This is a genomic window from Streptomyces sp. TRM68416, assembly GCF_014596915.1.
Taxonomy (GTDB): Bacteria; Actinomycetota; Actinomycetes; order Streptomycetales; family Streptomycetaceae; genus Streptomyces.
Map to the genome: position 1 here is coordinate 75,458 of NZ_JACVWU010000022.1, position 25,921 is coordinate 101,378.

24 protein-coding genes and 2 pseudogenes are annotated in these 25,921 nt (G+C 72.1%); 16 read left to right on the top strand and 10 right to left on the bottom strand.

Annotated features, from left to right (window positions below; genetic code table 11):
• Window positions 1-192: 192 nt before the first annotated feature.
• The gene (locus ICC28_RS30335) at window positions 193-921 is read right to left on the bottom strand and encodes an MBL fold metallo-hydrolase (RefSeq protein WP_188291957.1); all 729 of its coding nucleotides are present in this window, start codon (window positions 919-921) and stop codon (window positions 193-195) included.
• Between the two features lie 23 nt (window positions 922-944).
• A pseudogene (locus ICC28_RS30340) lies at window positions 945-1,828 on the bottom strand (LLM class flavin-dependent oxidoreductase); the annotation flags it as partial.
• On the opposite strand from ICC28_RS30340, the pseudogene ICC28_RS30345 reads away from it, so the two are divergent.
• From ICC28_RS30345 to ICC28_RS30360, 4 genes and pseudogenes are all read left to right on the top strand, one after another.
• Window positions 1,822-2,849 (top strand): annotated as a pseudogene (locus ICC28_RS30345) (acyl-CoA dehydrogenase family protein); the annotation flags it as partial. The pseudogenes ICC28_RS30340 and ICC28_RS30345 overlap by 7 nt on opposite strands.
• 298 nt (window positions 2,850-3,147) lie before the next feature.
• Window positions 3,148-4,251: an ABC transporter substrate-binding protein gene (locus tag ICC28_RS30350; protein ID WP_188291958.1), complete on the top strand. Its 1,104-nt coding sequence runs from the start codon at window positions 3,148-3,150 to the stop codon at window positions 4,249-4,251.
• A gap of 39 nt (window positions 4,252-4,290) precedes the next feature.
• Window positions 4,291-5,079 carry an ABC transporter ATP-binding protein gene (locus ICC28_RS30355; protein WP_188291959.1) on the top strand — a complete coding sequence of 263 codons (789 nt, stop codon included), beginning with the start codon at window positions 4,291-4,293 and terminating at the stop codon, window positions 5,077-5,079.
• Window positions 5,066-5,953 (top strand): ABC transporter permease, encoded by an 888-nt coding sequence (locus tag ICC28_RS30360; RefSeq protein WP_188291960.1) that lies wholly within the window; start codon window positions 5,066-5,068, stop codon window positions 5,951-5,953. Before ICC28_RS30355 ends, ICC28_RS30360 begins: the two co-directional genes overlap by 14 nt.
• 21 nt (window positions 5,954-5,974) lie before the next feature.
• On the opposite strand, the gene ICC28_RS30365 is transcribed toward ICC28_RS30360, so the two are convergent.
• Window positions 5,975-6,775, bottom strand: a complete 801-nt coding sequence (locus ICC28_RS30365; protein WP_188292034.1) for a VOC family protein — start codon at window positions 6,773-6,775, stop codon at window positions 5,975-5,977.
• Window positions 6,776-6,950: 175 nt separating this feature from the next.
• Between ICC28_RS30365 and ICC28_RS30370 the strand changes: the two genes are divergently transcribed.
• Window positions 6,951-7,835 carry an aminoglycoside phosphotransferase family protein gene (locus tag ICC28_RS30370; RefSeq protein ID WP_188292035.1) on the top strand — a complete coding sequence of 295 codons (885 nt, stop codon included), beginning with the start codon at window positions 6,951-6,953 and terminating at the stop codon, window positions 7,833-7,835.
• Window positions 7,836-7,971: 136 nt separating this feature from the next.
• On the opposite strand, the gene ICC28_RS30375 is transcribed toward ICC28_RS30370, so the two are convergent.
• Window positions 7,972-8,406 (bottom strand): MarR family winged helix-turn-helix transcriptional regulator, encoded by a 435-nt coding sequence (locus tag ICC28_RS30375; RefSeq protein ID WP_188291961.1) that lies wholly within the window; start codon window positions 8,404-8,406, stop codon window positions 7,972-7,974.
• A gap of 78 nt (window positions 8,407-8,484) precedes the next feature.
• Here ICC28_RS30375 and ICC28_RS30380 point away from each other — a divergent pair, with 78 nt between their 5' ends.
• The 6 genes from ICC28_RS30380 to urtE all read left to right on the top strand — a co-directional run bounded on the left by ICC28_RS30380 (window position 8,485) and on the right by urtE (window position 14,602).
• Window positions 8,485-9,597 (top strand): substrate-binding domain-containing protein, encoded by a 1,113-nt coding sequence (locus ICC28_RS30380; RefSeq protein WP_188291962.1) that lies wholly within the window; start codon window positions 8,485-8,487, stop codon window positions 9,595-9,597.
• A gap of 214 nt (window positions 9,598-9,811) precedes the next feature.
• Window positions 9,812-11,077, top strand: a complete 1,266-nt coding sequence (gene urtA, locus ICC28_RS30385; protein WP_188291963.1) for an urea ABC transporter substrate-binding protein — start codon at window positions 9,812-9,814, stop codon at window positions 11,075-11,077.
• Window positions 11,078-11,140: 63 nt separating this feature from the next.
• A complete protein-coding gene (gene urtB / locus ICC28_RS30390; protein WP_188291964.1) occupies window positions 11,141-12,037 on the top strand; it encodes an urea ABC transporter permease subunit UrtB in 897 nt (298 codons plus the stop codon).
• Window positions 12,034-13,119 carry an urea ABC transporter permease subunit UrtC gene (gene urtC / locus ICC28_RS30395; RefSeq protein ID WP_188291965.1) on the top strand — a complete coding sequence of 362 codons (1,086 nt, stop codon included), beginning with the start codon at window positions 12,034-12,036 and terminating at the stop codon, window positions 13,117-13,119. The genes urtB and urtC overlap by 4 nt, the downstream gene beginning before the upstream one ends.
• Complete coding sequence (urtD, locus tag ICC28_RS30400) at window positions 13,116-13,910, top strand: urea ABC transporter ATP-binding protein UrtD (RefSeq protein WP_188291966.1); 795 nt, start codon at window positions 13,116-13,118, stop codon at window positions 13,908-13,910. Before urtC ends, urtD begins: the two co-directional genes overlap by 4 nt.
• On the top strand, window positions 13,910-14,602 hold the full coding sequence (gene urtE, locus ICC28_RS30405; protein WP_188291967.1) for an urea ABC transporter ATP-binding subunit UrtE: 693 nt from the start codon (window positions 13,910-13,912) through the stop codon (window positions 14,600-14,602). Before urtD ends, urtE begins: the two co-directional genes overlap by 1 nt.
• Before the next feature lie 43 nt (window positions 14,603-14,645).
• On the opposite strand, the gene ICC28_RS30410 is transcribed toward urtE, so the two are convergent.
• From ICC28_RS30410 to ICC28_RS30425, 4 genes are all read right to left on the bottom strand, one after another.
• A complete protein-coding gene (locus tag ICC28_RS30410; RefSeq protein ID WP_188291968.1) occupies window positions 14,646-15,551 on the bottom strand; it encodes an amidohydrolase family protein in 906 nt (301 codons plus the stop codon).
• A 57-nt stretch (window positions 15,552-15,608) separates the two neighbouring features.
• The gene (locus ICC28_RS30415) at window positions 15,609-15,797 is read right to left on the bottom strand and encodes a hypothetical protein (protein ID WP_188291969.1); all 189 of its coding nucleotides are present in this window, start codon (window positions 15,795-15,797) and stop codon (window positions 15,609-15,611) included.
• 3 nt (window positions 15,798-15,800) lie between these two features.
• Window positions 15,801-17,942, bottom strand: coding sequence for an MMPL family transporter (locus ICC28_RS30420; protein WP_188292036.1), 2,142 nt, complete (start codon window positions 17,940-17,942; stop codon window positions 15,801-15,803).
• A gap of 156 nt (window positions 17,943-18,098) precedes the next feature.
• Window positions 18,099-18,605, bottom strand: a complete 507-nt coding sequence (locus ICC28_RS30425; RefSeq protein ID WP_188291970.1) for a MarR family winged helix-turn-helix transcriptional regulator — start codon at window positions 18,603-18,605, stop codon at window positions 18,099-18,101.
• Between the two features lie 95 nt (window positions 18,606-18,700).
• Between ICC28_RS30425 and ICC28_RS30430 the strand changes: the two genes are divergently transcribed.
• Window positions 18,701-20,242, top strand: coding sequence for an SDR family oxidoreductase (locus ICC28_RS30430; RefSeq protein WP_188291971.1), 1,542 nt, complete (start codon window positions 18,701-18,703; stop codon window positions 20,240-20,242).
• The gene (locus tag ICC28_RS30435) at window positions 20,239-21,615 is read left to right on the top strand and encodes a cryptochrome/photolyase family protein (protein WP_188291972.1); all 1,377 of its coding nucleotides are present in this window, start codon (window positions 20,239-20,241) and stop codon (window positions 21,613-21,615) included. The genes ICC28_RS30430 and ICC28_RS30435 overlap by 4 nt, the downstream gene beginning before the upstream one ends.
• Here the strand turns inward: ICC28_RS30435 and ICC28_RS30440 are convergent.
• A complete protein-coding gene (locus ICC28_RS30440; RefSeq protein ID WP_188291973.1) occupies window positions 21,587-22,597 on the bottom strand; it encodes a MerR family transcriptional regulator in 1,011 nt (336 codons plus the stop codon). The genes ICC28_RS30435 and ICC28_RS30440 overlap by 29 nt on opposite strands.
• A gap of 409 nt (window positions 22,598-23,006) precedes the next feature.
• Between ICC28_RS30440 and ICC28_RS30445 the strand changes: the two genes are divergently transcribed.
• The gene (locus ICC28_RS30445) at window positions 23,007-23,447 is read left to right on the top strand and encodes an SPW repeat protein (RefSeq protein WP_188291974.1); all 441 of its coding nucleotides are present in this window, start codon (window positions 23,007-23,009) and stop codon (window positions 23,445-23,447) included.
• Window positions 23,448-23,654: 207 nt separating this feature from the next.
• Here the strand turns inward: ICC28_RS30445 and ICC28_RS30450 are convergent, their stop codons facing one another.
• On the bottom strand, window positions 23,655-23,903 hold the full coding sequence (locus ICC28_RS30450; protein ID WP_188291975.1) for a hypothetical protein: 249 nt from the start codon (window positions 23,901-23,903) through the stop codon (window positions 23,655-23,657).
• Window positions 23,904-24,079: 176 nt separating this feature from the next.
• Here ICC28_RS30450 and ICC28_RS30455 point away from each other — a divergent pair, with 176 nt between their 5' ends.
• Window positions 24,080-24,346 (top strand): GlsB/YeaQ/YmgE family stress response membrane protein, encoded by a 267-nt coding sequence (locus ICC28_RS30455; RefSeq protein WP_188291976.1) that lies wholly within the window; start codon window positions 24,080-24,082, stop codon window positions 24,344-24,346.
• A 119-nt stretch (window positions 24,347-24,465) separates the two neighbouring features.
• The gene (locus tag ICC28_RS30460) at window positions 24,466-25,347 is read left to right on the top strand and encodes a GNAT family N-acetyltransferase (protein ID WP_188291977.1); all 882 of its coding nucleotides are present in this window, start codon (window positions 24,466-24,468) and stop codon (window positions 25,345-25,347) included.
• The last annotated feature ends 574 nt before the right edge of the window (window positions 25,348-25,921 follow it).

The window sequence follows — 25,921 nt, forward strand, 5'->3', positions numbered from 1 at the left end:
CAGTCCGTGAGCCGGCCGTACGCCGCTGCCGACGTCCCCCGCCCGACCCTCTCCCCCGGACGCTCCGGGGCATCTTGGCCGCCCGCTGGGGCCGTTGCTCGGCTGCTGTCCCTGCGGGCGTCCTCCGCCGAGGGTTCGGCCGGGGGCGGAACAACCGTGGACGCCGTCCGCAGCGGATCGCCGGCCGGCCGGTCACCCGCTCGTCGCGGCGGGACCCTCGTCGGCGGACGGGGGGCGCCATGGAGGGCTGTGGCTGTCGACGTACCAGGAGAAGCCCTCTGCCACCAGGGCGGTGATCTGGGGCAGGTCGATCTCCTCGCCGGCGGGGCCGGGTTCGCGCAGATGGAAGGGCGGCGGGTAGAAGCAGTCGCCGAGCAGCAGGACCCCGGAGTCGGGCACGGCCACGACGGTGGAGTCCGGTGCGTGACGGCCGCCGACGTGCCGGACGTCGACGCCTCCGGGCAGGCGCAGCCGGTCGGTGAAGGTGCGGGTCGGCGGTCGGACGGTGAAGTCCTCCCAGGTGGGCATGGCCCGGGCCCGGGCCGTGAAGCTCGGGCGCAAGCGAGGGTCGGCGGCCATCTCGCGTTGCAGGTACGCGTGGCTCCAGGGGCGGCGCGCCTCGGCGGCCAGCAGTTCGGCGCCGGTTCGGTGGCCGACGACGTCCTCCACCTCCCAGGCGCAGGCGCCCCAGGTGTGGTCCCAGTGGTGATGCGTGTACACCAGCCGCACGGCGGGCGGCAGCCCCGCGTCCGCCATGGCCGCCTGCACGAGGCGGGCGTGCGCGGGGCTCTGGCCGGCGTCGACCACGGTGCTGCCCGCGTCGTCGGCGATCACCGCGACGCAGGGCCTGACGGCTGCGGGGTCCGGATCCCCGGCGTGGATCCAGACCCGGCCGGACAACTGACGCAGCGCAGATGCCATGCACGCAGTCTTTCAGAAGCCGTTCAGCGGGCGCTCCCCGCGCCGACGAAGGGAACGCGGGAGCCGGCGTCGTCCGCCGCCGGGCGGAAGGGGTGGCTCCACAGGCCCTGGGCCTCCAGCCGCGGCAGGACTCCCTCGCCGAACCAGTACGCCTCTTCCAGGTGCGGGTAGCCGGAGAACACGAACTCGTCGATGCCCAGCCGGTGGTACTCGGTGATCCGTGCGGCGATTTCGTCGTGGCTGCCGACCAGTGCCGTGCCCGCGCCGCCGCGGACCAGGCCGATGCCGGCCCAGAGGTTGGGGGCGATCTCCAGGTCGTCGCGGCTGCCGCCGTGCAGGGCGAGCATGCGCCGCTGCCCCTCGGACTCGCTGCGGGCGAGACCGGCCTGCACGACGCGCACGGTCGCGTCGTCGAAGCCGTCGAGCAGCCGCCGGGCCTCGGCCCAGGCCTGTTCGGCGGTGTCGCGGGTGATGACACGTGCAGGCGGATCCCGAAGCGGAGGGTACGGCCGTGCCGTGCGGCCAACCGCCTGATCCAGGCGATGTTCTCGGCGACCTGTGCGGGCGGTTCGCCCCAGGTGAGGTAGACGTCGGCGTGGCGGACAGCGACCTCACCGGCGACCGGCGAGGAGCCGCCGAAGTACACCTGCGGGACGGGGTCGGGTACGCGGGCCAGCCGGGCGTCCTCGACGCGCAGGTGTTCGCCGTCCAGGTCGACGGACCTGCCGTCCCACAACTCCCGTACGATCTGCAGGAATTCCCCGGTACGGCGGTAGCGGGCGTCCTTGTCGAGGAAGTCGCCGTAGGCACGCTGCTCCTGATCCTCGCCGCCGGTGACGACGTTCAGCAGCAGGCGTCCGCCGCTCTGGCGCTGGAAGGTGGACGCCATCTGCGCGGCCAGCGTGCGCCGTGGTCCGGGCGGTCGCCGCGGCCGACGGCGCGATCGGCCAACTCCTCGGCTGCCACTACTTCGTGTCGTGGAGCGCGCGCCTCCTCTCCGAACCCGCCCTCGCCGCGCGGCTCGACGAGCGGTCCGCGGCCGAACGGTGGTGCTGGAGCGGCGGGTTCACCCGCCAGGAGCCGCCGTTGATGATGACCGCCACCGGCGACGGCCTGGTGCTCGACGGCCGGCAGAGCTACGCCAGCGGCGTGCTGGTCGCCGACCGTATCGCCGTGCGCGCGGTGCGCGAGGACACGGGCGAGCCGCTCGCCGTCGTCGTGGATCCCACCCGGCCGGGTGTGGTGGTCGACGGCGACGCCGACACCTTCGGCCACCGGCTCGCGGCCGGCGGCAGCGTGGAGTTCGACGCCGTACGGGTGCGGACGGACGAAGTGGTCGGCTCGCTCTCCGCCGACGAGGAGATCCTGACGCCCCGGGCCGCGCTGACCTCGCCGGTCGGGCGGCTGCTCTCCGCCCAGCTGTGTCTCGGCATGGCCGAGGGCGTACTGGCCGAAGCCCGCGAGCACAGCAGGGCGGACCGGTCCCCGTGGGCCCCCGCCCGGCCGCTCGGCTCCGCGCACGATCCGCAGGTGCTCTCCGCCCACGAGGAACTCACCGTCCTCGCCCGCACCGCGTCGGCCCTCGCCGACCAGGCGCTGGACGCCGTACCGGCGGGGCCGGCCCGGGGCGAGGACCTCGCGTACGACGAGTGCGCGGAGATCTCCGGCCTCGCGACGATGGCCGAGCCGCCGCCTCCCGGGCCGCCCAGGAGTCCACCGCACGCGCCCTTGAGGTCATCGGCGCCCGGTCCGCCTCCGCCCGGCCGGGCTTCGACCGCTTCTGGCGCAACGCCCGCACCCACACCCTGTGCGAGCCGGTCGGACACCGGCTCCGGGACGTGGGCGACTACTTCCTCAAAGGCGCGCATCCGCCGTTCACGCTGCCGGCCCGAGTCCGCGGATCGAGGACTGCCGATCCTGATGTGTGAGATCACCGCGTCCACGATGTGAGCACTCTCTTGGGCCGGCCGCCCCTTTCTGCCACGATCCCTATCAGCCAGGTAGGGAAACTAGGGATCTGTGTGGGGGTGGGCCATGCGTGCGTTCGACCGCACCGGCACGCCCGCGACCCCGCTGACCTCGCGGCGGCACATCGACTTCGGCCGCACCTCCAGCGCCATCTGTCGGTCTTGCTGAGAACGCCCGCGCCACCCCGACCGTGGCGGGCCTCGCCCCGCGCTGTTCCTCCCTCGTACCTGCTCGCACATTTCCCGAGAGGACACCTCCGTGTCTCCCGCACGACCGCTCACCGCCCTGCGCGCCCTCGCCGTCACAGCCGCGCTCCCCCTCCTGCTGACCGCCTGCGGCTACGGTTCCCAGGCGAACGACGACGAGCAGGCCCCGGTCGCGGCGGGCGCCGAGAAGCTCTCCGCCGACACCGTGCGGATCGGCTACTTCCCCAACCTCACACACGCCACCGCGCTGGTGGGGGTCGAGAAGGGCATCTTCCAGAAGGAACTCGGCGGCACCGCGCTCAAGGCCTCCACCTTCAACGCCGGTCCCTCCGAGATCGAGGCGCTGAACTCGGGCTCGATCGACATCGGCTGGATCGGCCCCTCCCCCGCCATCAACGGCTACATGAAGTCCGGCGGCCGGAACCTGCGCATCATCAGCGGCTCGGCTTCCGGCGGCGTGAAGCTCGTGGTCAACCCGGACAAGATCAAGACCACGGGCGACCTCCAGGGCAAGAGGATCGCCACCCCGCAACTGGGCAACACGCAGGACGTGGCGTTCCTCAACTGGATCGCCGAGCAGGGCTGGAAGGTCGACGCGCAGAGCGGCAAGGGCGACGTCTCCGTCGTCCGCACCGACAACAAGATCACCCCGGACGCCTACCGGTCCGGTTCCGTCGACGGCGCCTGGGTGCCGGAGCCGACCGCGTCGAAGCTGGTCGCCGAGGGCGCGAAGGTGCTGCTGGACGAGGCGGACCTGTGGCCGGACGGGAAGTTCGTGATCACGAACGTCATCGTCCGGCAGGACTTCCTCAAGGAGCACCCCGACGTCGTCGAGGCCGTGCTGCGCGGCTCGGTGAAGACCAACGCCTACATCAACGCCCACCCCGACGAGGCAAAGGCCGCCGCCAACAAGGCGCTTGAGAAGGAGTCCGGCAAGGCGCTGCCGGCCGAGGTCATCGACCCGGCCTGGAAGTCCGTGACGTTCCTCGACGATCCGCTGGCGGCCACGCTCGACGCCCAGGCGCAGCACGCGGTGCAGGCGGGGCTGCTGGCGGAGCCCGACCTGTCCGGCATCTACGACCTGACCCTGCTCAACCAGGTCCTCAAGGCCGAGGGCGAGCCCGAGGCCGACGACGCCGGCCTCGGCGTGAAGTAGCAGCCACCCCATCCGCTGAGCACCCAGGAGGTGACAACCATGGCCACCACGGTCGCCAAGGCTGCCGAGGACACCACGACGGTGACGCATGCCGCCCGGATCGAGCACGTCTCGAAGTCCTTCGCCGGCCCGGCGGGGCAGCAGCTCGTGCTGGACGACATCACCCTCGATGTCGCCCCCGGCGAGTTCGTCACCCTCCTGGGTGCCTCCGGCTGTGGCAAGTCCACCCTGCTCAACCTGGTCGCCGGTCTCGACAGGCCCACCACGGGCAGCATCGCCACCGACGGCCGCCCGGCCCTGATGTTCCAGGAACACGCCCTGTTCCCCTGGCTGACGGCCGGCAAGAACATCGAACTCGCCCTCAAACTCCGCGGCGTGGCCAAGTCCGAGCGCCGCGCACGCGCCGAGGAACTCCTGGACCTGGTCCGTCTCGGCGGCGCGCACGGCAAGCGGGTGCACGAGCTGTCCGGCGGCATGCGCCAGCGCGTGGCCATGGCCCGCGCCCTGGCCCAGGACAGCAGCCTGCTGCTGATGGACGAGCCGTTCGCCGCCTTGGACGCCATCACCCGCGACGTCCTGCACGACGAACTCACCCGCATCTGGCGCGAGCGGGGCCTGTCCGTCCTCTTCGTCACCCACAACGTGCGCGAGGCCGTCCGCCTGGCCCAGCGCGTGGTGCTGCTCTCCTCCCGCCCCGGCCGCATCGCCCGCCGGTGGACGGTCGACATCCCCCACCCGCGCCTCCTTGAGGACACGGCCGTGGCCGAACTGTCCCGGGAGATCACCGAAGAACTGCGAGGAGAGATCCGCCGCCATGGCCAGCACTGACGCCACCGCCAAGGACACCGGCGACCTGGCCGGACTCGAAGCCGGTCTGGACGCCCTGGACACCGTCCAGACCAGCCGCACCCCGCTGCGCCGGACGCTGGTCGGCAAGGTCCTGCCGCCGGTCACCGCCGTCGCCCTGGTCCTGCTGGTGTGGCAGGTGCTGGTCTGGGCGAAGGTGGCCCCCGACTACAAGCTCCCCTCCCCGACCGCCGTGTGGGAGGAGGTCCGCACCGCCTGGCTCCAGGGCACCCTGCTGGACTACATCTGGACCAGCGTCAGCCGCGGTTTGCTCGGTTTCCTCCTCGCCCTGGCCATCGGCACCCCGCTGGGGCTGCTCGTCGCCCGGGTGAAGTTCGTGCGCGCGGCGATCGGCCCGATCCTGTCCGGCCTGCAGTCCCTGCCCTCCGTCGCCTGGGTCCCCCCGGCCGTGCTCTGGCTGGGCCTGAACAACTCCATGATGTACGCCGTGATCCTGCTCGGCGCGGTCCCCTCCATCGCCAACGGCCTGGTCTCCGGCATCGACCAGGTCCCCCCGCTGTTCCTGCGCGCCGGACGCACCCTGGGCGCCACTGGTCTGCAGGGCACCCGGCACATCCTGATGCCGGCCGCCCTGCCCGGCTACCTCGCCGGGCTGAAGCAGGGCTGGGCCTTCTCCTGGCGCTCGCTGATGGCCGCCGAGATCATCGCGTCCTCCCCCGACCTCGGCGTCGGCCTGGGCCAGCTCCTGGAGAACGGCCGCAACAACGCCAGCATGTCCCAGGTGTTCCTGGCGATCTCCCTGATCCTGCTCGTCGGCATCGCCATCGACCTGCTGATCTTCAGTCCCCTGGAACGCCGGGTCCTGCGCAGCCGCGGCCTGCTGACGAAGGGGTGAGCGGGAGGACCGAAGCGGTGCTCAGGCCGTGCGCGTCGGCTTGAGCACCACGAAGTCCGCGTCCGCCGGGTCGAGGCAGACGGCCAGCCTGCCGACGCCCTCCGCGTCGTCGGGGCCCATCTGCACGCGGCCGCCGTTCTTCGTGACCTGGGCGACGGCCACGTCGCAGTCGGTGACGTCGAAGACCGGGTGCCAGTACGGCCGACCGTTCGTCAGAGTGAGATCCTCCGCGGGAAGTTCCACGATGCCGCCGTGCATCCGCTCCTCGGGCTGGCCGACGGGGGTGATGAGGGCGTACGTGCCCCCGCCGCCGGGTAGCTCCATGTCGCTGAACTGCCAGCCGAGGACCTCGCCGTAGAACTGCTTCGCGGCCGCGGCGTCGGGTGTGTACAGCTCGGTCCAGGACAGCGAACCGGGCTGGTCCACCAGGTCGACGCCCTTGCTGGTGCCCGGCTGCCAGACGGCGAACTGGCCGCCCAGCGGATCGCTGTACTGCGCCATCCGGCCCCACTCGTCGATGTCCATCGGCGCCACCCGTACCGTGCCGCCCGCGCGCTCCACCGCCTGGGTCGTGGCGTCCGCGTCGGCGACGCAGTAGTAGATCATCCAGGCCGAGCGGGCCCCCTCCTCGGTGAGCTTGCCGAGTCCGGCGACGATCTTGTCGTCCTTCCGGAACATCCCGCCTTCCATCTCCTCCCCCTCTCCCATGGACTCGTAGTCCCAGCCGAGGACCGCGCCGTAGAAGGCCGCGGCGGCGGGGACGTCAGGGGTGCCGAGGTCGAGCATGCAGGGCGAGCCGGGGACGAAGTCGGTGGTGATCACGGCGATTCCCTTCCGCAGGTGCTGTGTCATTTCAGAGTTGCACCCGGCACTGACAATCGCCTGTCCGGTCCGGCGGCGGGGCCGGGCGGAAACCGGGCCGCGCCTTGGGCCGTGCACCGATGTGCGACGATCGCGGCAGGATCATGAGATCCGAGGGCGGGAGAGCATGGGCAAGATGCACGCGGACGAGCTGGAGACCGACGCCGGCCTGGTCCGGCGACTGCTGCGCACGCAGTTCCCCCGGTGGGCGGACCTGCCGATCACCCGGCTCGCCTCCGGAGGCACGGTCAACGCGATCTACCGGCTCGGCGAGGAACTGACCGTCCGGCTGCCGCTGCAGCGCGGCGGCGCCGAGGCCGTAGCAAGGGAGGCGCGGCTCCTGCCCGGCCTGGCGCCGTTGCTGCCGCTGCCGATTCCGGAGGTGGTGGCGACCGGCGCTCCGGGGGAGGGATATCCGCTGGCCTGGGCCGTGCACCGGTGGATCGAGGGGCGCAGTCCGGTCGAGGGCGACCTGGCCGAGCCGGAGCGGGTCGCGCGTGACCTCGCGCAGTTCGCGGTCGCCTTCCGCAGGATCGGCCTTCCCGGCGGTCCGCCGGCGCACCGCGGCGGACCGCTGCTGAGCGAGGACCGGGAGACACGGGCGGCGATCGAGGCGTTGCGCCGCACCGACGAGCCCTTCGACGCCGACGAGATCACCGCCGCCTGGGAGGAGGCGCTCGCGGCACCGCCGTGGACGGGCCCGGCCTGCTGGACGCACTCCGACCTGATGCCGAGCAACGTGCTGCTGTCCGGCGCCCGCGTCTCGGCGGTCATCGACTTCGGCACCGTGGGCATGGGGGAACCGGCCACCGACCTCATACCCGCCTGGAACCTGCTGCCCGCGTCGGCCCGGCAGGTGTACCGCGAGGCGGTGGACGTGGACGACGCGACCTGGGCGCGCAGCCGCGGCTGGGCACTGTCGATGGCGGTCGTCCAGCTGCCCTACTACCGCACGACCAACCCGGTCATCTCGGCCAACGCCCGCTACGTCATCCGGGAGATCCTCGGCTCCTCCGCCTGAACGCACCGCCGGAAGCGCCGCGACGGGGTGTGGTGTCGTTCGCCGGCGGCGCCGTCGTGGCCGCTCGCGCTGTCCCCCGCGCCCCTCGAGGGCGCCGGCGGTTCCGCGCGGCCAAGTGAATTTCCCCGGGCGGCTGTCACGTATGCGTCACGCGCGCGTCGAGTGTCTCCGCCAGCCGGTCCAGCAGGGTGCGCAGCAGCTCGCCGTCGGCGTCGGTGAGGGTGGGCCAGTCCGCGCGGACGGCGCGGTCGACGCGGCGCCAGTACTCCTGGCCGCGCGGAGTGAGGTGGGCGAGGATGCGACGGCGGTCGAGGGGGTCGACGCGGCGGTGGACGAGGTTCTGGTCGACGAGGTGGTCGACGAGCTTGGTCAGGGTCGGCGGGGGCAGGAAGACCGCCTCGGCGATCCCCGTCATGTGGTGGCCCCGGCCGTCGGAGAGCAGGGCCAGCACCCGCCAGGCGTCCAGCGAGCAGCCCTCCTCGTCCAGCACGGCCTGGAGCCGGCGCGCGGCCGTCCGCTCGGCCCGCGTGAGGAGCTGCATCAGGTCGTGGGGCCGGGATGAGGTGGGCATCGCGCTCCTAGGTCACGGGGTGCGTACATCGTATGAGACGGACTGGAGTTCACCGGGTGGACCCGAAATCATGACGCCATGTTCCGGCACAGTCCCCCTGCCCCCGAGTGGTTCACGGCCGACGCGTCGGTGCTCGGCGTGGCGCTGGTCTTCCCCCTGCAGGGGCCGGCGGGGATGTTCGGGCCGACGTGCGAGCTGTGCGCGCGGCTGGCCGCGGAGGAGGTGAACCGGGCGGGCGGGGTGCTCGGCCGTGAGCTGCGGCTGCTGCCCGTCGACGGCGGTGCGTCGCCGCGCGAGATCGCCGAGCACGTCGAGGCGTTGGTGGACCTGGGGGTCGTGCAGGGCGTCACGGGCTGGCACATCTCCTCGGTCCGGCAGGCGCTGGCGCCGAGAATCGCGCATCGGGTGCCGTACGTCTACACCGCCCTGTACGAGGGCGGCGAGCACACGGCCGGGGTCTTCCTGACCAGCGAGACGCCCCGGGACCAGCTCCGGCCCGCCATGGGTCTGCTGGCGCACGAGCGGGGTGTGCGGCGCTGGTTCGTCGTGGGCAACGACTACGTGTGGCCGCGGCGCACGGCGCGGGCGGCGCAGAGTTACGCGCGCGAGTCCGGCGGAGTCGTCGGCGGCGAGGCGTATCTCCCGTTGGGCACCCATGACTTCGAGCCGGTGCTGCGGCGCATCGAGCGGTCGGACGCCGACGCCGTGCTGATGCTGCTGGTCGGCAGCGACGCCGTGCGCTTCAACCGGGCGTTCGCCGCCTACGGTCTGGATGTGCGGTGCCTGCGGCTGAGCACGCTGATGGACGAGAACATGCTGATGGCGAGCGGCCCTTCGGCCACCCACGACCTGTACAGCACCGCCGGGTTCTTCGCCTCGCTCGCCAACCAGGACACGCTCGACTTCCACGGGCAGTACGCGGCCCGGTACGGGGTCGAGGCGCCCGCGCTCGGCAGCCTCGGCGAATCCTGTTACGAGGGTGTGCTGTTGCTCGCCGCGCTCCTGAAGCGGGCGGGCACGCTGGACATGTCGGCGATCGGGGCGGCGGCGGGGACGGTGTCGTACGAGGGTCCGCGCGGGCTGCTGCATCTGAGGGACAGTCATGTGCGCCAGCGGATCTACCTGGCCCGCGCGGACGGTCTGGACTTCGACGTCCTCACGGAACTCGACCTCCACGGCTCCCGCTCTTGACATGCCCCGGCACCGCCAAGATACTTCCTGTGGAAAGTAACTAGAATGCCTCGGGCGAATTGTGAATCGGTAGCGGAAATACCGTTCACGCACCGCCGGGGCGTTTTTTGTTGCCTTGGGGAAAGTCCCGCGAAACACCCCGGAAACAGGGCGACTTGAGGCTGTGGACCGCACTTCAGGAGGTCGTCTCCTCCCCACACCCGAGGGGGTTCTTTTGTTCAGCGGTCCCAGCAGTTCCCGTGTTCACCGCCGTCGCTTCCTGGCCGGCGGTGCCGCGCTCGCCGCCGTGGTGGCGCTGTCCGCCTGCGGCGCCAAGACCGACGCGGCCGGCTCCTCCGACCAGGCCGCGAAGGCCGACGTCAGCGGTGACACGGTCAAGGTCGGCCTGCTCAACTCGCTGTCCGGCACCATGGCGATCAGCGAGGTCACCGTACGCGACTCCCTCAAGCTGGCGATCGAGGAGATCAACGCCTCCGGCGGGGTGCTCGGCAAGAAGATCAAGCCGATCAGCGAGGACGGCGCCTCCGACTGGCCCACCTTCGCGGAGAAGGCGCAGAAGCTCATCAAGGAGGACCGGGTCGCGGCCACCTTCGGCTGCTGGACCTCCGCCAGCCGCAAGGCCGTCAAGCCGGTCTTCGAGAAGAACAAGTCGCTGCTGTTCTATCCCGTGCAGTACGAGGGACTTGAGCAGTCCCCGTACATCTTCTACACGGGCGCCACCACCAACCAGCAGATCGTCCCCGCACTCGACTACCTCAAGAGCAAGGGCCTGAAGAAGATCTACCTGGTCGGCAGCGACTACGTCTTCCCGCGCACCGCCAACAAGGAGATCAAGGCGTACGCCGCGGCCAACGGCATGACCGTGCTCGGCGAGGACTACGCGCCGCTGGGCTCCACGGAGTTCAGCACGATCGCCAACAAGGTGAAGGCCTCCAAGGCCGACGCGGTCTTCAACACCCTCAACGGCGACTCCAACGTGGCCTTCTTCAAGGAATACAAGTCGGCCGGCCTGACCGCCAAGTCCATGCCGGTCGTCTCGGTGTCGATCGCCGAGGAGGAGGTCAAGTCGATCGGCTCCCAGTACCTGGCGGGCCAGTTGACGGCCTGGAACTACTACCAGACCACCCCCGGCGCGGCGAACGAGAAGTTCGTGAAGGCCTACAAGGCCAAGTACGGCCAGGACAAGCCGACCAGCGACCCGATGGAGGCCGCGTACACCTCGGTCTACCTGTGGAAGGCGATGGTCGAGAAGGCGAACTCCTTCGACGTGGAGAAGGTGAAGGCGGCCTCCGACGGCATCACCTTCGAAGCCCCCGAGGGCACGGTCACCGTGGACGGCGCCACCCAGCACATCCACAAGACCGCCCGCATCGGCGAGATCGGCACCGACGGTCTGATCAAGGAGGTGTGGAACTCCGGCGAGGCCATCAAGCCGGACCCGTACCTCAAGGGCTACTCCTGGGCCTCCGGGCTCTCCTGACCGACCGTCACCGGCCGTGGGCCCTTCCCCGGGCCCACGGCGTCCGTCCCCCGGAGCCGCCGTATGACCGTGATCCTCGGTCAGACCTTCACCGGCATCAGCATCGGTGCCGTCCTGCTGCTCATCGCGCTCGGCCTCTCGCTCACCTTCGGCCAGATGAACGTCATCAACATGGCCCACGGCGAGTTCATCATGGCGGGCGCCTACACCACGTACGTCCTGCAGAAGTCCATTTCCGGCGCCGGAATTTCACTTCTGGTGGCACTTCCCGTCGCATTTCTCGTCTCGGGCGCACTCGGCGCCCTGCTGGAATGGCTGCTGATACGGCGACTGTATCTGCGGCCACTCGACACGCTTCTCGTCACCTGGGGCGTCTCCCTGATGCTCCAGCAACTCGCCCGTGACATTTTCGGCGCACCGAATGTGCAGACTCGCGCGCCCGAGGTGCTCACCGGGAACATCACGGTCATCGGCGGCGACGACCCGCTCACCTTCGCCAACAGCCGGCTGTTCATCCTGGGGCTCGCCATCGCCGCCGTGGTGGCGCTGTCGCTGACGCTGCGGCTCACCCCGCTGGGCCGCCGGATCCGGGCCGTGGTGCAGAACCGGGACCTGGCGGAGGTCTCCGGGATCTCCACCTCCCGCGTGGACCGGACCGCGTTCTTCATCGGCTCCGGACTCGCGGGCGTCGCCGGCGTCGCGCTCACCCTGGTCGGCCCGATCGGGCCCACGATGGGCACCAACGTCATCATCGACGCCTTCCTGGTGATCGTGGTCGGCGGCATCGGCCAGCTCAAGGGCAGTGTGATCGTCGCCTTCGTGCTGGGCGTGCTGCAGTCGGTGCTGGAGTACTCCACCACCGTCAGCGTCGCCAAGGTGCTGGTCCTCGTGGCCATCGTCGCGTTCCTCCAGTGGCGGCCCCAGGGGCTGTACACGCTGCGCACCAGGAGCCTCGTATGAACCTTCTCAAGGGACGCTCCGCGCGGGCCGCCGCCGGCTTCGCCGGGGCCGCCGTCCTGCTCTTCGGGCTGGCCCCGCTCGCCCTGTCGGACTTCCGGCTGGGCCTGCTCGCCAAGTACCTGTGCACGGCCATGGTCGCCGTCGGCATCTGCCTGGCCTGGGGCCGCGGCGGGCTGCTCACCCTCGGGCAGGGCGTGTTCTTCGGGCTCGGCGGCTACGCCATGGCGATGCACCTCAAGATCGCCGACGCGGGTCCCGGCAACCTGCCCGACTTCATGGCGCTGTACGGCACCGCCGACGAACTCCCCTGGTGGTGGCGGCCGTTCGAGAACCCGCTGTTCGCGCTCGCCGCGACCGTGCTGCTGCCGATGGCGGTGGCCGCGATCCTGGGAGCCTTCATCTTCCGCCGCCGGGTCAGGGGCGCCTACTTCGCGATCCTCAGCCAGGCCCTCGCCGCGGCCTTCGCGATCTGGCTGATCGGCCAGCAGGCCACGACCGGCGGCACCAACGGACTCACCGACATCCAGGGCTTCTTCGGCTACGACCTCAACGACCCCGTCAACCAGCGGATGGTGTACTTCGTCATCGCCGCCAGTCTGCTCGCCCTGATGGCCCTCGCCCGCCAGCTGATCCACAGCCGCTACGGCGAACTCCTGGTCGCCGTGCGGGACTCGGAGGAGCGGGTGCGCTTCCTCGGGTACGACCCGGCCAACGTCAAGCTCGTCGCCTACGTCGTGGCGGCCGGGATGGCGGGTCTTGCGGGCGCGCTGTTCGTGCCGGCCGTCGGCATCATCTCGCCCGCGATGATCGGCATCGTGCCGTCCATCGAGTTCGTGATCGGCGCGGCGGTCGGCGGCCGGGCCAGCCTGGTCGGCGCGGTGCTCGGCGCGATCGGCGTGGCCTGGGCGAAGACGGCCCTGTCCGAGGAGTTCCCGGCGGCCTGGACCTACTTCCAGGGCCTGCTGTTCATCGTGGCGCTGGCGTTCCTGCCCGGGGGCCTGGCCTCCCTGGCGGGCTTCGTCCGGCGGCGCCGGGCCGCACAGCGCACCGCGGCCGTCGTACCGGTGGGAGAAGCGGCATGAGCGGACTTGAGATACGGCAACTGCGGGTGTCCTTCGACGGGTTCACCGCCGTCGACGGGGTCGACCTCGATGTGCACCCGGGCGACCTGCGGTTCCTCATCGGACCGAACGGCGCGGGCAAGACGACCCTCGTCGACGCCGTCACCGGACTGGTGCGGGCGCAGGGCTCGGTGCGCTTCGGCGGCACCGAGCTGCTGGGGCGCAGCGTGCACCGGATCGCCCGGTCCGGGATCGGCCGCACGTTCCAGACGGCTACCGTCTTCGAGGAGTTGACGGTCCTTCAGAACCTGGACATCGCGGCGGGCGCGGGCCGGAGCATGTGGACGATGCTGCGGCGCCGCAAGGACGTGCCGGAGTCCGTGGCGAAGGCGATGGAGACGATCGGCCTGACCGAACTCGCCGACTCCCCCGCCGGGACGCTCGCGCACGGCCAGAAGCAGTGGCTGGAGATCGGCATGCTGCTCGTGCAGGACGTACGGCTGCTGCTCCTGGACGAGCCGGTCGCCGGGATGAGCCACGACGAACGGCAGGCCACCGGCGAGCTGTTGGAGCGGATCAGCGAGGAGCGGACGGTCGTCGTGATCGAGCACGACATGGACTTCATGCGCTCCTTCGCCCGCAGCGTCAGCGTGCTGCACGCGGGCCGGGTGCTCAGCGAGGGCTCGGTCGCCGACGTACAGGCGGATCCGAAGGTCCAGGAGGTCTACCTGGGGCACGCGCCCGCCGACCCCGAGCACGCGCCTGCCCATACGGCGCCCACCCCCGCCGACGTGGCTGTGCAGGAGGCGTAATGCTGGAGATCGACGACATCCGGGTCGGCTACCACCGCAGCACGGTCCTGCACGGGGTCTCCGTGGAGGTGCCCCGTGACGGTGTCGCCGCGGTGCTCGGGCACAACGGCGCCGGGAAGAGCACCCTGCTGCGCGCCGCCGTCGGGCTGCTCACGCCGACCGGCGGGTCCGTGCGGCTGGACGGCGAGGACATCACGCGCCGCAAGCCGCACGAGCGGGTGGCGCGCGGGATGGCGTACGTCCCGCAGGGACAGCAGTCGTTCCCGCACCTCACGACGGCGGAGAACCTCCAGCTGGTCGCGGACGGCCGCAGGCGCGGGAGAGCGGCCGTCGCCGAGGCCCTGGACCTGTTCCCGGCGCTGCGCGCCCTGTCCGGCCGCCGCGCCGGGCTGCTCTCCGGCGGTCAGCGCCAGCAGTTGGCCATCGCCCGCGCCCTGGTCACCGAGCCCCGGCTGCTGCTGCTCGACGAGCCGACCGAGGGCATCCAGCCGTCGGTGGTCGCCGAGATCGAGGAGACGATCCTTGCGCTGTCCGCCCGGGGCGGCCTTTCGGTGCTGCTGGTGGAGCAGCACGTCGGTTTCGCCATGCGGGCGGCACAGCGGTACTACGTCCTGGAGGCGGGCCGGGTGACGTCGTCCGGGGAGGGCGGGCAGGAGGCCGAGCGGTCGGTGCGGGAGGCGCTGAGCGTGTAGTCGAGGTCGCGGGCCGGTGATTCGGGCGGCGCCGCCGCCCGAATCACCGGTTGAACAGGTCGGCCGCGTTGTCGTGGCACACGGCCCGCAGCCACGGCCGCCCGAGGTCCAGCCGCTCCAGCGCCTGGAGCTGGTGCAGGTAGGGGTAGGGGATGTCGGGGAAGTCGGAGCCGAACAGGATGCGGTCGCCGAGATCGGCGAACCGGGGCAACGCCCGCCTGGGGAACGGCATGAAGGACTCGCCGAAGTCGGTGAACGCCATCGTGGTGTCCAGCCGCACTTGGTCGTACCGTTCGGCGAGGTCGAGGAACTCTTCGTACTCGGGCATGCCCATGTGGGCGACGACCAGCCGCAGCTTCGGGTGGCGGACCAGTACGCGCGCGACGGGCTCGGGGCCGGTGTACTTGCCGGGCGCGGGCCCGGAGCCGCAGTGGATCACCACGGGGACGCGGGCCTCGGCCAGCATCCCCCAGACCCGCTGGAGACGTTCGTCGGCCGGATCGTACGCCCCCACCTGCACATGGGACTTGAAGACCCGGGCGCCCGCTTCGAGCGCCTCGCGGACGTAGGTCTCGACGTCCGGATCGGGGTAGAACGTGGCGGTGTGCAGGCAGTCGGGAGTGCCGCGGGCGAACGCGGTTGCCCAGCCGTTCAGCCACTTGGCCATGCCGGGCTTGTGCGGGTAGACCATCGAGGTGAAGGCCCGCACGCCGAACTCCCGCAGCAGGGACGTGCGTTCCTCCTCCTGCCCGCGGTAGGCGATCGGCCACTGCCGAGCGCCGACGAGCGGCCCGCCGGTGTCGAAGTAGGCCCAGACCTTGCGCAGGACACGCTCGGGCATGAAGTGGGTGTGGACGTCGATCAGACCGGGCAGACCGAGCCCGGTCCAGAACCGACGGATCTCCGTGGCCTCACCGTCGGCCTGTTCCGGTCGCGTCCGGTCGTCCACGGGCCGCCTGCCTTCCCTGTCGCGTGCCTCGCCGCCAGGGAAGGCCAGGGCCTGGCGTCAGCGGTCCTCGCCGTGGACGACGACCACCAGGAAGGCGTCCGACGCCAGATCCATGACCACCCGGACGGGCATTCCTTCGGCGCGGCGCGCCGCCGCGTACTCCTCCGCAGGCCACGATCCACGCGGGGCACCCGCCGGAAACCGTTCCAACACCTGCGCGCCCATGGCGACTGTCACCTCCGACATCGGTTACGGGCAGTGGGTCTTCCTGTTCTCCCGGCTGCCCGTCCCGGGCCGATGCATGTCTGGCGCGGCGTCATTGCGGGCGGCGGGCCACCAGGCGACGGGACCGAGGTCGAGGGCCAGCGCGGGGACCAGCAGCGAGCGCACCACGAGCGTGTCCAGCAGGACTCCGAAGGCCACGATGAAGGCGATCTGCACCAGGAAGGCCAGGGGGATCACGCCGAGCGCGGCGAAGGTCGCGGCGAGGACGACGCCCGCGGAGGTGATGACCCCGCCGGTGGTGACGAGGCCGCGCAGGACGCCCTGGCGCACTCCGTACCGCAGGGACTCCTCGCGCACCCGGGACATCAGGAAGATGTTGTAGTCCACGCCGAGGGCCACCAGGAACACGAAGCCGTACAGGGGGACGGACGGATCGGTGCCGGTGAAGCCGAGGACGTGCTCGAAGACCAGTGCCGAAACTCCCAGCGTGGCGAGGAAGTTCAGGGCCACGGTCGCCACCAGCAGGACCGGCATCAGCAAGGACCTCAGCAGCACGATCAGGACGGCGAGGATGAGCACGAGGACGACGGGGACGATGAGGGCGCGGTCCCGTTCGGCCGTGCGCAGGGTGTCGTACTGCTGGGCGGTGTACCCGCCGACGAGGGCGTCCGCGTCCGGCAGGGCGTGCAGGGCGGTGCGCAGCCGTGCCACGGTGTCCTTGGCCGCGTCGCTGTCGGCGGCGTCGGCGAGCGTGACGTCGATGCGGACCCGGCCGTCGACGACCAGCGGCTCGCCCCCGGGGCGGCCCGACGCGGTCGTACCCGCCGCCGAGGACACACCGTCGGTGGCGCGGGCCGTGGCCAGGACCCGCTGCAGGCTGTCCGCGTCGGCGACGACCACCGTGGGGTTGCCGGAGCCGCCGGGGAAGTGGGCGGCGAGGGTGCGCTGGGCGGCCACGGACGGGGCGTCGTTGACGAACGTCTCGTCGAGGGGGACGCCCTTGGAGGTGAACGTCAGGGCGAAGGCGGCGCACGCGAGCAGGCCGGCCAGCGCGCAGGCCCACACCTTGCGCGGGGCCCGGTCCACCGTCGCCGCCACTCGCTGCCACACTCCGGTGCCCCGGCCGGCGCCGTCGGCGGGGCGGGGCCTGGCCGGCCAGTACGCGGCGCGGCCGAGCAGGGCCAGTACGGCCGGCAGGAAGGTCAGCGAGGTCAGCACGGCACAGACGATGCCGATCGCGCCGACCGGTCCGAGCGCCCGGTTGTTGGTCAGGTCGCTCAGCAGCAGGGCGAGCAGGCCCAGGACGACGGTGGCCGCGCTGGCCACGACGGCGCCGAAGGACCGGCGTACGGCGGCCCGGGCGGCGGCGAAACGGTCCGCGGACCGGGCCAGTTCCTCGCGGTAGCGGGCGGTGAGCAGCAGGGCGTAGTCGGTGGCGGCGCCGATGACGAGGATGGAGAGGATTCCTTGGACCTGGCCGTCGACCCGTACGACGTCGTGGTCGGCGAGCGCGTAGACGACCGCGCAGGCCAGCGCGAGGGCGAGGACCGCGCCGATGATGATCAGCAGCGGCAGCAGCACACTGCGGTAGACGAGCAGCAGGATCACCAGGACGGTCACCAGGGCGACCGCGAGGAGCAGTCCGTCGATGCCGGCGAAGGCGTCGGACAGGTCGGCCTGGCCGGCGGCGGGCCCGGCCAGGTGGACGGTGGTGGCGGGGACGCGTTCGGCGGCCGTGCGGACGGCGTCGAGGACCTCCGGGAGCCGGTCGCCGAGGTCGGGCCGGAGCGGGACCACGCCCTGCAGCGCGGCGCCGTCCTCGGAGAGCAGGGCGGGTGACACCTGCCCGGCCACTCCGTCCGTGCCCTTGAGGGAGGCGAGGGCCCGGTCGGCCGCCGGTCGCCGGTCTGCCGTGCTTTCTCCTTCCCGGGTCTCGTCGGTCCAGACGACGATCACCGGCAGGGTCTCCTGCTGCCGGAAGGCGCGTTGCGCGTCGATGACGGCGGTGGATTCGGCGCTGCGCGGAAGGAAGGCTGCCTGGTCGTTCGTGGCGACCTCGCCGAGTCTGCCGGCGAAGGGGCCGAGGGCGCCCCCGACGACGAGCCAGGCGAGCAGCAGCAGGACGGGGGCGACGAGCCTTCGGGCGCGGCGCGGGGTGGTGAACATGGTGTGGACGGCTCCGGCCTGGGAGTTCACGGGCATTGTCTCTCAACCATAAACAATCTCAATGATTGAGTTATCAGGAGGGGTGGGGTTTCCCCTCGCCACCGCCTCTTCTGCGGTGGGGCGGCCCACGGATGCACCGCGGGTGAACCGGGCGCGTCAGCCGTCGGTGGGCCGCAGCGCGGAGAGTTCGTCGTTCATCGCGGCCAGGAAGCGCAGCGCCACCGACAGTTCGTCGTCCGTGAACCGGGACCGCGCCGCCTCCGTCGCCCGGGCCAGCGGGCGGAAGTACGTCCGGGCGGCGGTCCTGGCGTCGGAGGCGTAGTACAGATGGACCACCCGGCGGTCGGCGCTCTCCCTTACGCGGCGGATGTGCCCGGCGCGTTCGAGCCGGTCGAGGCAGGCCGTCACCGCGCCCGAGGTGAGCCCCAGGTGCTCGCGCAGCCGCTTGGGGGTCATCGGCTCCTCGGTGTCCAGGATCGCCGCGAGGGCCTGGACGTCGGTGGCGTGCAGGCCCTGCTCCCCGGCGAAACCGTGGACGAGCCGGTTGATCTCGCCGTTCATCCGCCGCAGGTGCACGGCGAAGGACTGCAGGTCGCTCGCGGGCGGCGCCGCGCCGGCCTCTTCCCCGGCCGCGCGCCCCTGCCGGTCATCTGCTGTGGCCACGTGATCAGCCTATAGAAGCCGCGGGTGCGTCCGACACGGCCACCGCCGTGGAAGTGATCAGGGGAGGCCATCGCCACATCGTGAACGGAGAACCGATGGACAGGGACGACCACGGGCCGGGGCTGCACTGCCTAGTGACCGGTGCGACCGGATACATCGGCGGCAGGCTCGTCCCGGAGCTGCTGGCGGCGGGCCACCGGGTGCGCTGTCTCGTCCGCTCGCCCGACCGGCTGCGCGACCACCCGTGGGCCGGCCGGGCCGAGGTGGTGCGCGGGGACGTGACGGACGCCGCGTCGGTGGCCGGGGCGATGCGGGGCATCAACGTCGCGTACTACCTGGTGCACGCGCTGGGCACGGGCAGCGGCTTCGAGCGGACCGACCGGGAGGCGGCCCGGATCTTCGGGGAGCAGGCCCGGGCCGCGGGCGTCCGGCGCATCGTCTACCTCGGCGGGCTCACCCCCGCGCACGTACCCGACCGGCAGCTCTCGCCCCACCTGCGGTCACGGGCCGAAGTGGGCCGCATCCTGCTGGACTGCGGTGTGCCGGCCACCGTGCTGCGGGCCGCGGTCATCATCGGCTCGGGGTCGGCCTCGTTCGAGATGCTGCGCCACCTCACCGAACGCCTGCCGGTGATGGTCACGCCGAGCTGGGTGCGCACCCGCATCCAGCCCGTGGCCGTGCGGGACGTCCTGCGCATCCTGGTCGGCAGCGCGCGGATGCCGCGCGATGTCAGCCGGGCGTTCGACATCGGCGGTCCCGACGTCCTGACCTACCGCGACATGATGACGCGGTACGCCGCGGTGGCTGGACTGCCGCCGCGGATCATCGTGCCCGTCCCGGTCCTCACCCCCGGTCTGTCCAGCCACTGGGTCGGCCTGGTGACCCCGGTGCCGGCGTCCATCGCCCGGCCGCTGACCGAGTCGCTGCGCCACGAGGTGGTCTGCCACGAGCACGACATCGCGCGGTACGTACCCGATCCGCCGGGCGGTCCGGTCGGCTTCGACGACGCGGTACGGCTGGCCCTGCAGCGCGTGCGGGACGCGCAGGTGACGACCCGGTGGTCGAACGCCTCGGTGCCGGGCGCCCCCAGCGATCCGCTGCCCACCGACCCCGACTGGGCCGGCGGCAGCCTCTACACCGACTGCCGGGAACTGACCGTGCCGGCCTCGCGGGCCGCCCTGTGGCGGGTGATCGAGGGCGTCGGCGGCGAGAACGGCTGGTACTCCTTCCCGCTCGCCTGGGCGGTACGCGGCCGACTGGACCGGCTGGTCGGCGGGGTCGGCCTGCGCCGCGGCCGACGGGACGCGGCACATCTGCGGGTCGGCGACTCGCTGGACTTCTGGCGGGTGGAGGAGATCGAACCGGGACGGCTGCTGCGGCTTCGGGCCGAGATGCGGCTGCCGGGGCTGGCCTGGCTGGAGATGTACGCCGAGACGGACGGCGACAGCGGCGCCTCGGCCCCGACCCGTTACCGCCAGCGGGCCCTGTTCCATCCGCACGGCCTGCTGGGCCACGCCTACTGGTGGAGCGTCTCCCCCTTCCACGCGCTGGTGTTCGGGGGCATGGCCCGCAACATCGCCAGGACCGCGGCCGAGGAGCACTCCGGCCGTACCCCCTCCCAGGAGTCCACGTCATGAACGTCTCGCTCGTCCTGTTCACCTCCGACCTGCGGCTGCACGACCATCCGCCGCTGCGGGCGGCCGGAGACGGCTCGCGGCAGGTGGTACCGCTGTTCGTGCGCGACCGGGCCGTGGACGCGGCCGGTTTCGCCGCGCCCAACCGGCTGGCGTTCCTCGCCGACTGCCTGCGGGACCTGGACGAGGGACTGCGCGCCCGGGGCGGCCGACTGGTCGTGCGCTACGGCGATGTCGTCGACGAGGTGTGCCGGGTGGCCGCCGAGGCGGGCGCCGACGAGGTGCACATGGCCGCCGACGTCAGCGTCCACGCCCACCGGCGCGAGGCGCGGCTGCGGCGGGCCCTGGAGGCGGAGGGGTGCCGACTGCACGTCCACGACACGGTGACGACGGCCGTCGCGCCCGGTGCGCTGACCCCGGCAGGCTCCGACCACTTCGCCGTCTTCACCCCGTACTTCCGCCGGTGGTCGCAGCAGCCGTTGCGCGACGCGCTGGCGGCGCCCCGTACGGTGCGCGTGCCCGACGGGATCGGTTCGGAGCGGCTGCCCTCCCGGGCGGGGATCGCCGGAGTGTCGGAGGGGCTGGCGGCGGGCGGCGAGACGGAGGGCCGCAAACGGCTGACGGCCTGGCTGCGCAGTGGCGTCGCCCACTACGAGGACCGCCACGACGACCTCGCGGGCGACGCCACCTCCCGGCTCTCCCCGCATCTGCACTTCGGCACCCTCTCCCCCGTCGAGCTGGTCCACCGGGCGCGCGCGGCGGGCGGTCCGGGCGCCGAGGCGTTCGTACGGCAGCTGGCCTGGCGCGACTTCCACCGGCAGGTGCTGGCGGTACGCCAGGACGCGGCCGTCTCCGACTACCGCACCCGGCACGACCGTTGGCGGTCGGGGCGCGCGGCCGAGGAGGACGTCGAGGCATGGCGGGAGGGCCGTACCGGCTATCCGGTGGTCGACGCGGGGATGCGCCAGCTGCGCCACGAGGGCTGGATGCACAACCGTGCCCGGCTGCTGACGGCGAGCTTCCTCACCAAGACGCTGTACGTGGACTGGCGGGTGGGCGCCCGGCACTTCCTCGACCTGCTGGTCGACGGCGATGTCGCCAACAACCAGCTCAACTGGCAGTGGATGGCCGGGACGGGCACCGACAGCCGCCCCAACCGGGTGCTCAACCCGCTCACCCAGGCCCGGCGTTACGACCCCGAGGGTGAGTACGTACGGCGCTGGGTGCCCGAGCTCGCGGAGGTGGACGGGCCCGCGGTGCACGAGCCGTGGAAGCTGCCCGGCCTGGACCGTGCCGCCGTCGACTACCCGGACCCGATCGTCGAACTGTCCGACGGGCTCGCCCGGTTCAGGCGGGGCCGCGGGCTGGAGAGGTGACGCCCTCGGACGCGGCCGTGTACACCCCGTCCAGCATGTCCAGGGCGTCCTTCAGGGACGCGGGCCGCGGAAGTCCGCGGTCGGGCCGGCCGGCCCAGCCGGGCCCGCCGAGCAGTACGGCGGGCCTGCCGCGCGCGCCCTTCAGGCCCCACTCCGTCCCGGCGACGTGCCGGGCCAGCGGCAGGCTCGCCGTGGAGCGGGCCTGGGCCCACAGCACCACGGCCGCGGGACCGAGGCGCCGGACCGCGGCGGTGAGCGCCTCCGCGGGGACGGCCGCGCCGAACATGCGGGTGGGCAGCCGCCGTTCGCCCAGGGCGGCGTCGAGGGCCTCGATCGGCAGCGCGTGCTGTTCGCCGGGCACGCAGGCGAGAATCACGGGACCGGCGGTCCCGGCGACCCGCGGCTCGGCGGGCCGGCTGTGGCGGCGCAGCGCGCCCGACACATGCCACGACAGCAGATGCTCGACCTCCACGTAACGGTCGCCGGACGAGGCCCACTTGCGGCCCACCGCGTGCAGGGTCGGCACCATCACCTCCTGCCAGGCGACCACCAGACCGTGCGCCCGCACGGCCGCGCCCAACTGCTCCTCCAACGCCGGGGCGTCCAGCCGTACGGCGGCCCGCGCAAGTCCCCGGCACTCCTGGCGCACATCGCCCAGCGGCAGCGTGGCGGCCGCCCGGGAGCGCCCGGGATGCTCCCACGCGGGCGGGGCGGCGCCGGACGGTGCCTCCTGGGCGACCCGGGCCGCTTCGGCGGGCGGCACCCCGGAGGAGGTCAGGCGGCACATCGTCTCCAGCACGGCCACGTCCCGCGGCGTCCACCGGCGGTGGCGGCCGTCGGCGCGAACGGCCGGGCCGATGCCGTAGCGGCGGTCCCAGGACCGCAGGGTGGTGGGCGAGACCCCCAGCCTGCGGGCCAGCGCGCCCGTCGTGAGCCCGGCCTCGGGCGGGCGGCCGGTCTCCTGCCGCTCAGACGCGTCCATGGGCCGACTATACGACGCAGAATCGATGCGAGTTGAGGGCAGCGCCGGGCCGCTCGCACGATGGTGTGCCCGGGGCAGTCCGGGGTTCGCGTCACACGTGAGGATCCTGTCGCCATGAGCGCACACCGGAGGCTTCCCACAATGAACGCGGCACCCTGCATCCGAGACCGCCCCGGACGCCGAACCACATGAGGCGCGTCCGGTGTACCGGACCGCTCCCCCGCAGGGAGGCCCCCGACTCCCTGAAGGACCCCCGGAGAGGGTCGGTGCTCTCCGGGGGTCCCGTCTCCCCTCAAAACGCCCTGACCTCTACACATAAAGGCGAAATAAGCGCAGAATACAGACAAGCGGCGCTTATCCGCATACCGCACCAGACGCGGTCAGGCCTGCGAGTCAAAGGAGACGAGTCATGGCCAACGTCTCGCCCACCAGGGGTGACATCTCCAGCCACCCTGATGCATTCGAAATGCGGGAACGGTACGCCCGCATGCTCGGCGGTCGTGATGTGGCGCTCGTGGACGGACCGGTGTTCCTGCTCGGTCTGTACTGTGCCGTATCACCGTGGGTGGTCCACTACACCACCAGCCAGCCGGCACTCGTGCCGCACAACCTGATCATCGGCATCGCCATCGGCCTGCTGGCCCTCGGGTTCACCCGCGCTCCGGAACGCATGTACGGCCTGAGCTGGGCCATGTGCGCCCTGGGTGTGTGGATGATCGTCTCGCCGTGGATCGTCGGCGAGAGCCCGGACGCCGGCGTCGTGTGGAACAACATCGTCATCGGCGCTCTGGCCCTGGTCCTCGGCCTGATGTGCGCCGGTACGGCAGCGAAGAGCACCCCCAAGCCGTAGGAACTCCCCAAGCCCCCGGAAAGGAACATGCCCCGGCCGGTCCGCCCACGACGGACCGGCCGCCCGCACGCCCGCTCAGCCGCCCTCCAGTTCCCGGCGGTGGCCGGCCACCCACGCATGGGCGGCCCGTTGCCAGCACACATGGGCCACGTCGTCGACGTGCTCGCCGGGGGCGGCAAGATCCCCATCGATGAACGCCGTCGGCCGTCAGTCCCCGCCCGCCACCGTGTACACGGTGTTATTCGGAGCGAGGTCGTTGTGACAAACCACGTCCCGGCCACCGGCCTGCGGGCAGTTGTGCGTCAGGTCGTGGAACTCCCGCACCATCCGGGCCACGTGCGCCAGCGCCGCGTCCGTGCGGGCCGCTGCCCTGTCCTCCTGGCTCACCGCCGCCCGCCCCTCGACGTGGTCGAGCACGTCCCGCCCCCGCTCGTCGGTCCCGAGGAAGCGCGGCACCCCCGGCCAGCCGCACCACTTCGCTGACGGACCCGCCGCCGAGGGCGTGCTCCTGCGTCGTGGCTCCCGTGCGAGAACTGTCGTAGCGCCGCATTGAAGCAGAGTCGACTGTCCGAGGCGTCAGGGGGCACTCGGCAGGAGTGCGGAGGATCTGAGAAGAAAGGGCGGAGGCGGAGATGGAGATCTCTGGCATCATCAGTGCCATTTTGATCGGCATCATCATCGGTGTACTGGGTCGGCTCGTCGTTCCGGGCCGTCAGCGCATCGGGGTCCTGTGGACCATTGTCGTCGGCATCATCGCGGCACTGATCGGTTCGGCGATCGCGGCGGCGTTCGGCGTGGCCGACACCGACGGTGTCGACTGGGTCGAGTGGCTCTTCCAGATCGGTCTCGCCGCACTGGGTGTGGCCGCGCTGGACCGGGTGAAGGTACGCCGTCGCTGACGGGCGTCGCCGGGGGAGGGACGGCGTGGCCGCCCTCCCCCGCCCCAATTCCGTTGCGGCTCGCTCGCGTCCGCGGCTAACCTCTGCCGCCCGCCGAAGTCGACCACAACGGAGTCACGTTGACCCTTATCGTCACCCCTCTCGCCGATCCCGAACCCGGCGCTTCGAGTCGCCGTCTGGCCTGGCTGGCCTCGGGAGCGGAGGGCGCCCCGGTCGGTTCGGCCTTTCTGCGGCTGTTCACCCGGGAGGGGCAGGAGCATCTGGCCGAGCTGGAGATCGCGGTGCACGGCGCCGAGCGGCGGCGGGGAGTCGGCACCCGGCTGCTGGAGGCCGCCGTGGCCGCGGCGCGCGCGGCGGGACGGCGGTCGGTGCTCGCCCAGGCCGAACAGGGCTCCCCCGCCGACCTGTTCCTCGCCGCCCGCGGCTTCCGCCCGGTGCTGGCCCTGACGTACGCCAGACTGCCGCTGGCGGAGGCGGATCGCACAACCGTGGAGGCGCTGGCCGACCAGACGGTTCCCGGATACCGGCTCACCGAGTGGGACGGCACCGTGCCCGAACCGCTCGCGCAGTCCTACGCCGACTCGCGGCGCGCGATGGACGACATGCCGATGGACGGCACGGACTACGGAACGGTCACCTGGGACGTGGGCCGGGTGGTCGCGGCGGCCAAGGCGGTCGCGGCACGCGGCGAACTGCTGCACACCGTCGCCGTGGTGGCGGAGGCGGACGGCGCGGTCGTCGGGTTCTCCGAACTCGTCGTACCCGGCGACGGACGGGGCGACGCCCAGCACTACGGCACCGCCGTCCTGCCCGAGCACCGCGGGCGCGGGCTGGCCCGCTGGATGAAGGCGGCCTCGATCGTCCGGGCCCGCGAACGGCACCCGGAACTCGCCGGGCTGCTCACGGACACCGCGGACAGCAACGCGCCCATGCGCGCGCTCAACGACTCCCTCGGCTACCGGCCCACCCACCGGTCGGTGGAGCATCAGCTCGATCTCTGACGCCGCGCCCGCCCCGGGGGGTTCAGGCCCGCCGACGCAGCTCCCCTCGCGTACGGCGGGCCTGCCGCCTCCACCGTGCGCCCCCGAGCGGAGTTCGGTCGCACGGGAGGCAGTCCCCCGGGGTTGGCGGCTCCCCACATCATCAGAGTCGCAGTCGCCACCACCGCTCGACGTGGGCCGAACGGCCTCCGACTGCGGTCCGTACGGCCCCGGTTGGGTGCGCGCGGGTCTGCGGAGCCGGTGCGGCGCCCACGGCGGCGAGTCCGTCGCACGTGGCCGGGTCGGCGGGTGTCCGGCCCGGCTCCGTCTCCCGTTTCCCGTCTCCCGTTCGGCCTTGGCCGTAAAGACCCGGGGAATCGACGTCACGCTCGTGTGCGCTTGGGGCATGGGCCGCGGTGCGGTCGGCGGTGTTGTATGCCGGTGTCGGGCAGGGGCAGTTGCCGCTTGCGCAGCGTGGCCGGCAGGGCGTCGGCGCCAACAGGGCCGTAGAGCAGGCCGAAGCGGAGGGCGGTTCCTTCGAGTCCCGGGGTTCCGAAGGGGGTTGCGGCTTGGTACGCACGGACGCGGTGTGCCG

Bases quoted from the DNA above. Each gene is read 5' to 3' on its own strand.
- ICC28_RS30335 (WP_188291957.1), bottom strand. From the start codon at position 921: ATGGCATCTGCGCTGCGTCAGTTGTCCGGCCGGGTCTGGATCCACGCC.
- ICC28_RS30355 (WP_188291959.1), top strand. From the start codon at position 4,291: ATGGCCACCACGGTCGCCAAGGCTGCCGAGGACACCACGACGGTGACG.
- ICC28_RS30360 (WP_188291960.1), top strand. From the start codon at position 5,066: ATGGCCAGCACTGACGCCACCGCCAAGGACACCGGCGACCTGGCCGGA.
- ICC28_RS30370 (WP_188292035.1), top strand. From the start codon at position 6,951: ATGCACGCGGACGAGCTGGAGACCGACGCCGGCCTGGTCCGGCGACTG.
- ICC28_RS30375 (WP_188291961.1), bottom strand. From the start codon at position 8,406: ATGCCCACCTCATCCCGGCCCCACGACCTGATGCAGCTCCTCACGCGG.
- ICC28_RS30380 (WP_188291962.1), top strand. From the start codon at position 8,485: ATGTTCCGGCACAGTCCCCCTGCCCCCGAGTGGTTCACGGCCGACGCG.
- urtB (WP_188291964.1), top strand. From the start codon at position 11,141: ATGACCGTGATCCTCGGTCAGACCTTCACCGGCATCAGCATCGGTGCC.
- urtC (WP_188291965.1), top strand. From the start codon at position 12,034: ATGAACCTTCTCAAGGGACGCTCCGCGCGGGCCGCCGCCGGCTTCGCC.
- urtD (WP_188291966.1), top strand. From the start codon at position 13,116: ATGAGCGGACTTGAGATACGGCAACTGCGGGTGTCCTTCGACGGGTTC.
- urtE (WP_188291967.1), top strand. From the start codon at position 13,910: ATGCTGGAGATCGACGACATCCGGGTCGGCTACCACCGCAGCACGGTC.
- ICC28_RS30415 (WP_188291969.1), bottom strand. From the start codon at position 15,797: ATGTCGGAGGTGACAGTCGCCATGGGCGCGCAGGTGTTGGAACGGTTT.
- ICC28_RS30420 (WP_188292036.1), bottom strand. From the start codon at position 17,942: ATGTTCACCACCCCGCGCCGCGCCCGAAGGCTCGTCGCCCCCGTCCTG.
- ICC28_RS30430 (WP_188291971.1), top strand. From the start codon at position 18,701: ATGGACAGGGACGACCACGGGCCGGGGCTGCACTGCCTAGTGACCGGT.
- ICC28_RS30435 (WP_188291972.1), top strand. From the start codon at position 20,239: ATGAACGTCTCGCTCGTCCTGTTCACCTCCGACCTGCGGCTGCACGAC.
- ICC28_RS30440 (WP_188291973.1), bottom strand. From the start codon at position 22,597: ATGGACGCGTCTGAGCGGCAGGAGACCGGCCGCCCGCCCGAGGCCGGG.
- ICC28_RS30445 (WP_188291974.1), top strand. From the start codon at position 23,007: ATGGCCAACGTCTCGCCCACCAGGGGTGACATCTCCAGCCACCCTGAT.
- ICC28_RS30455 (WP_188291976.1), top strand. From the start codon at position 24,080: ATGGAGATCTCTGGCATCATCAGTGCCATTTTGATCGGCATCATCATC.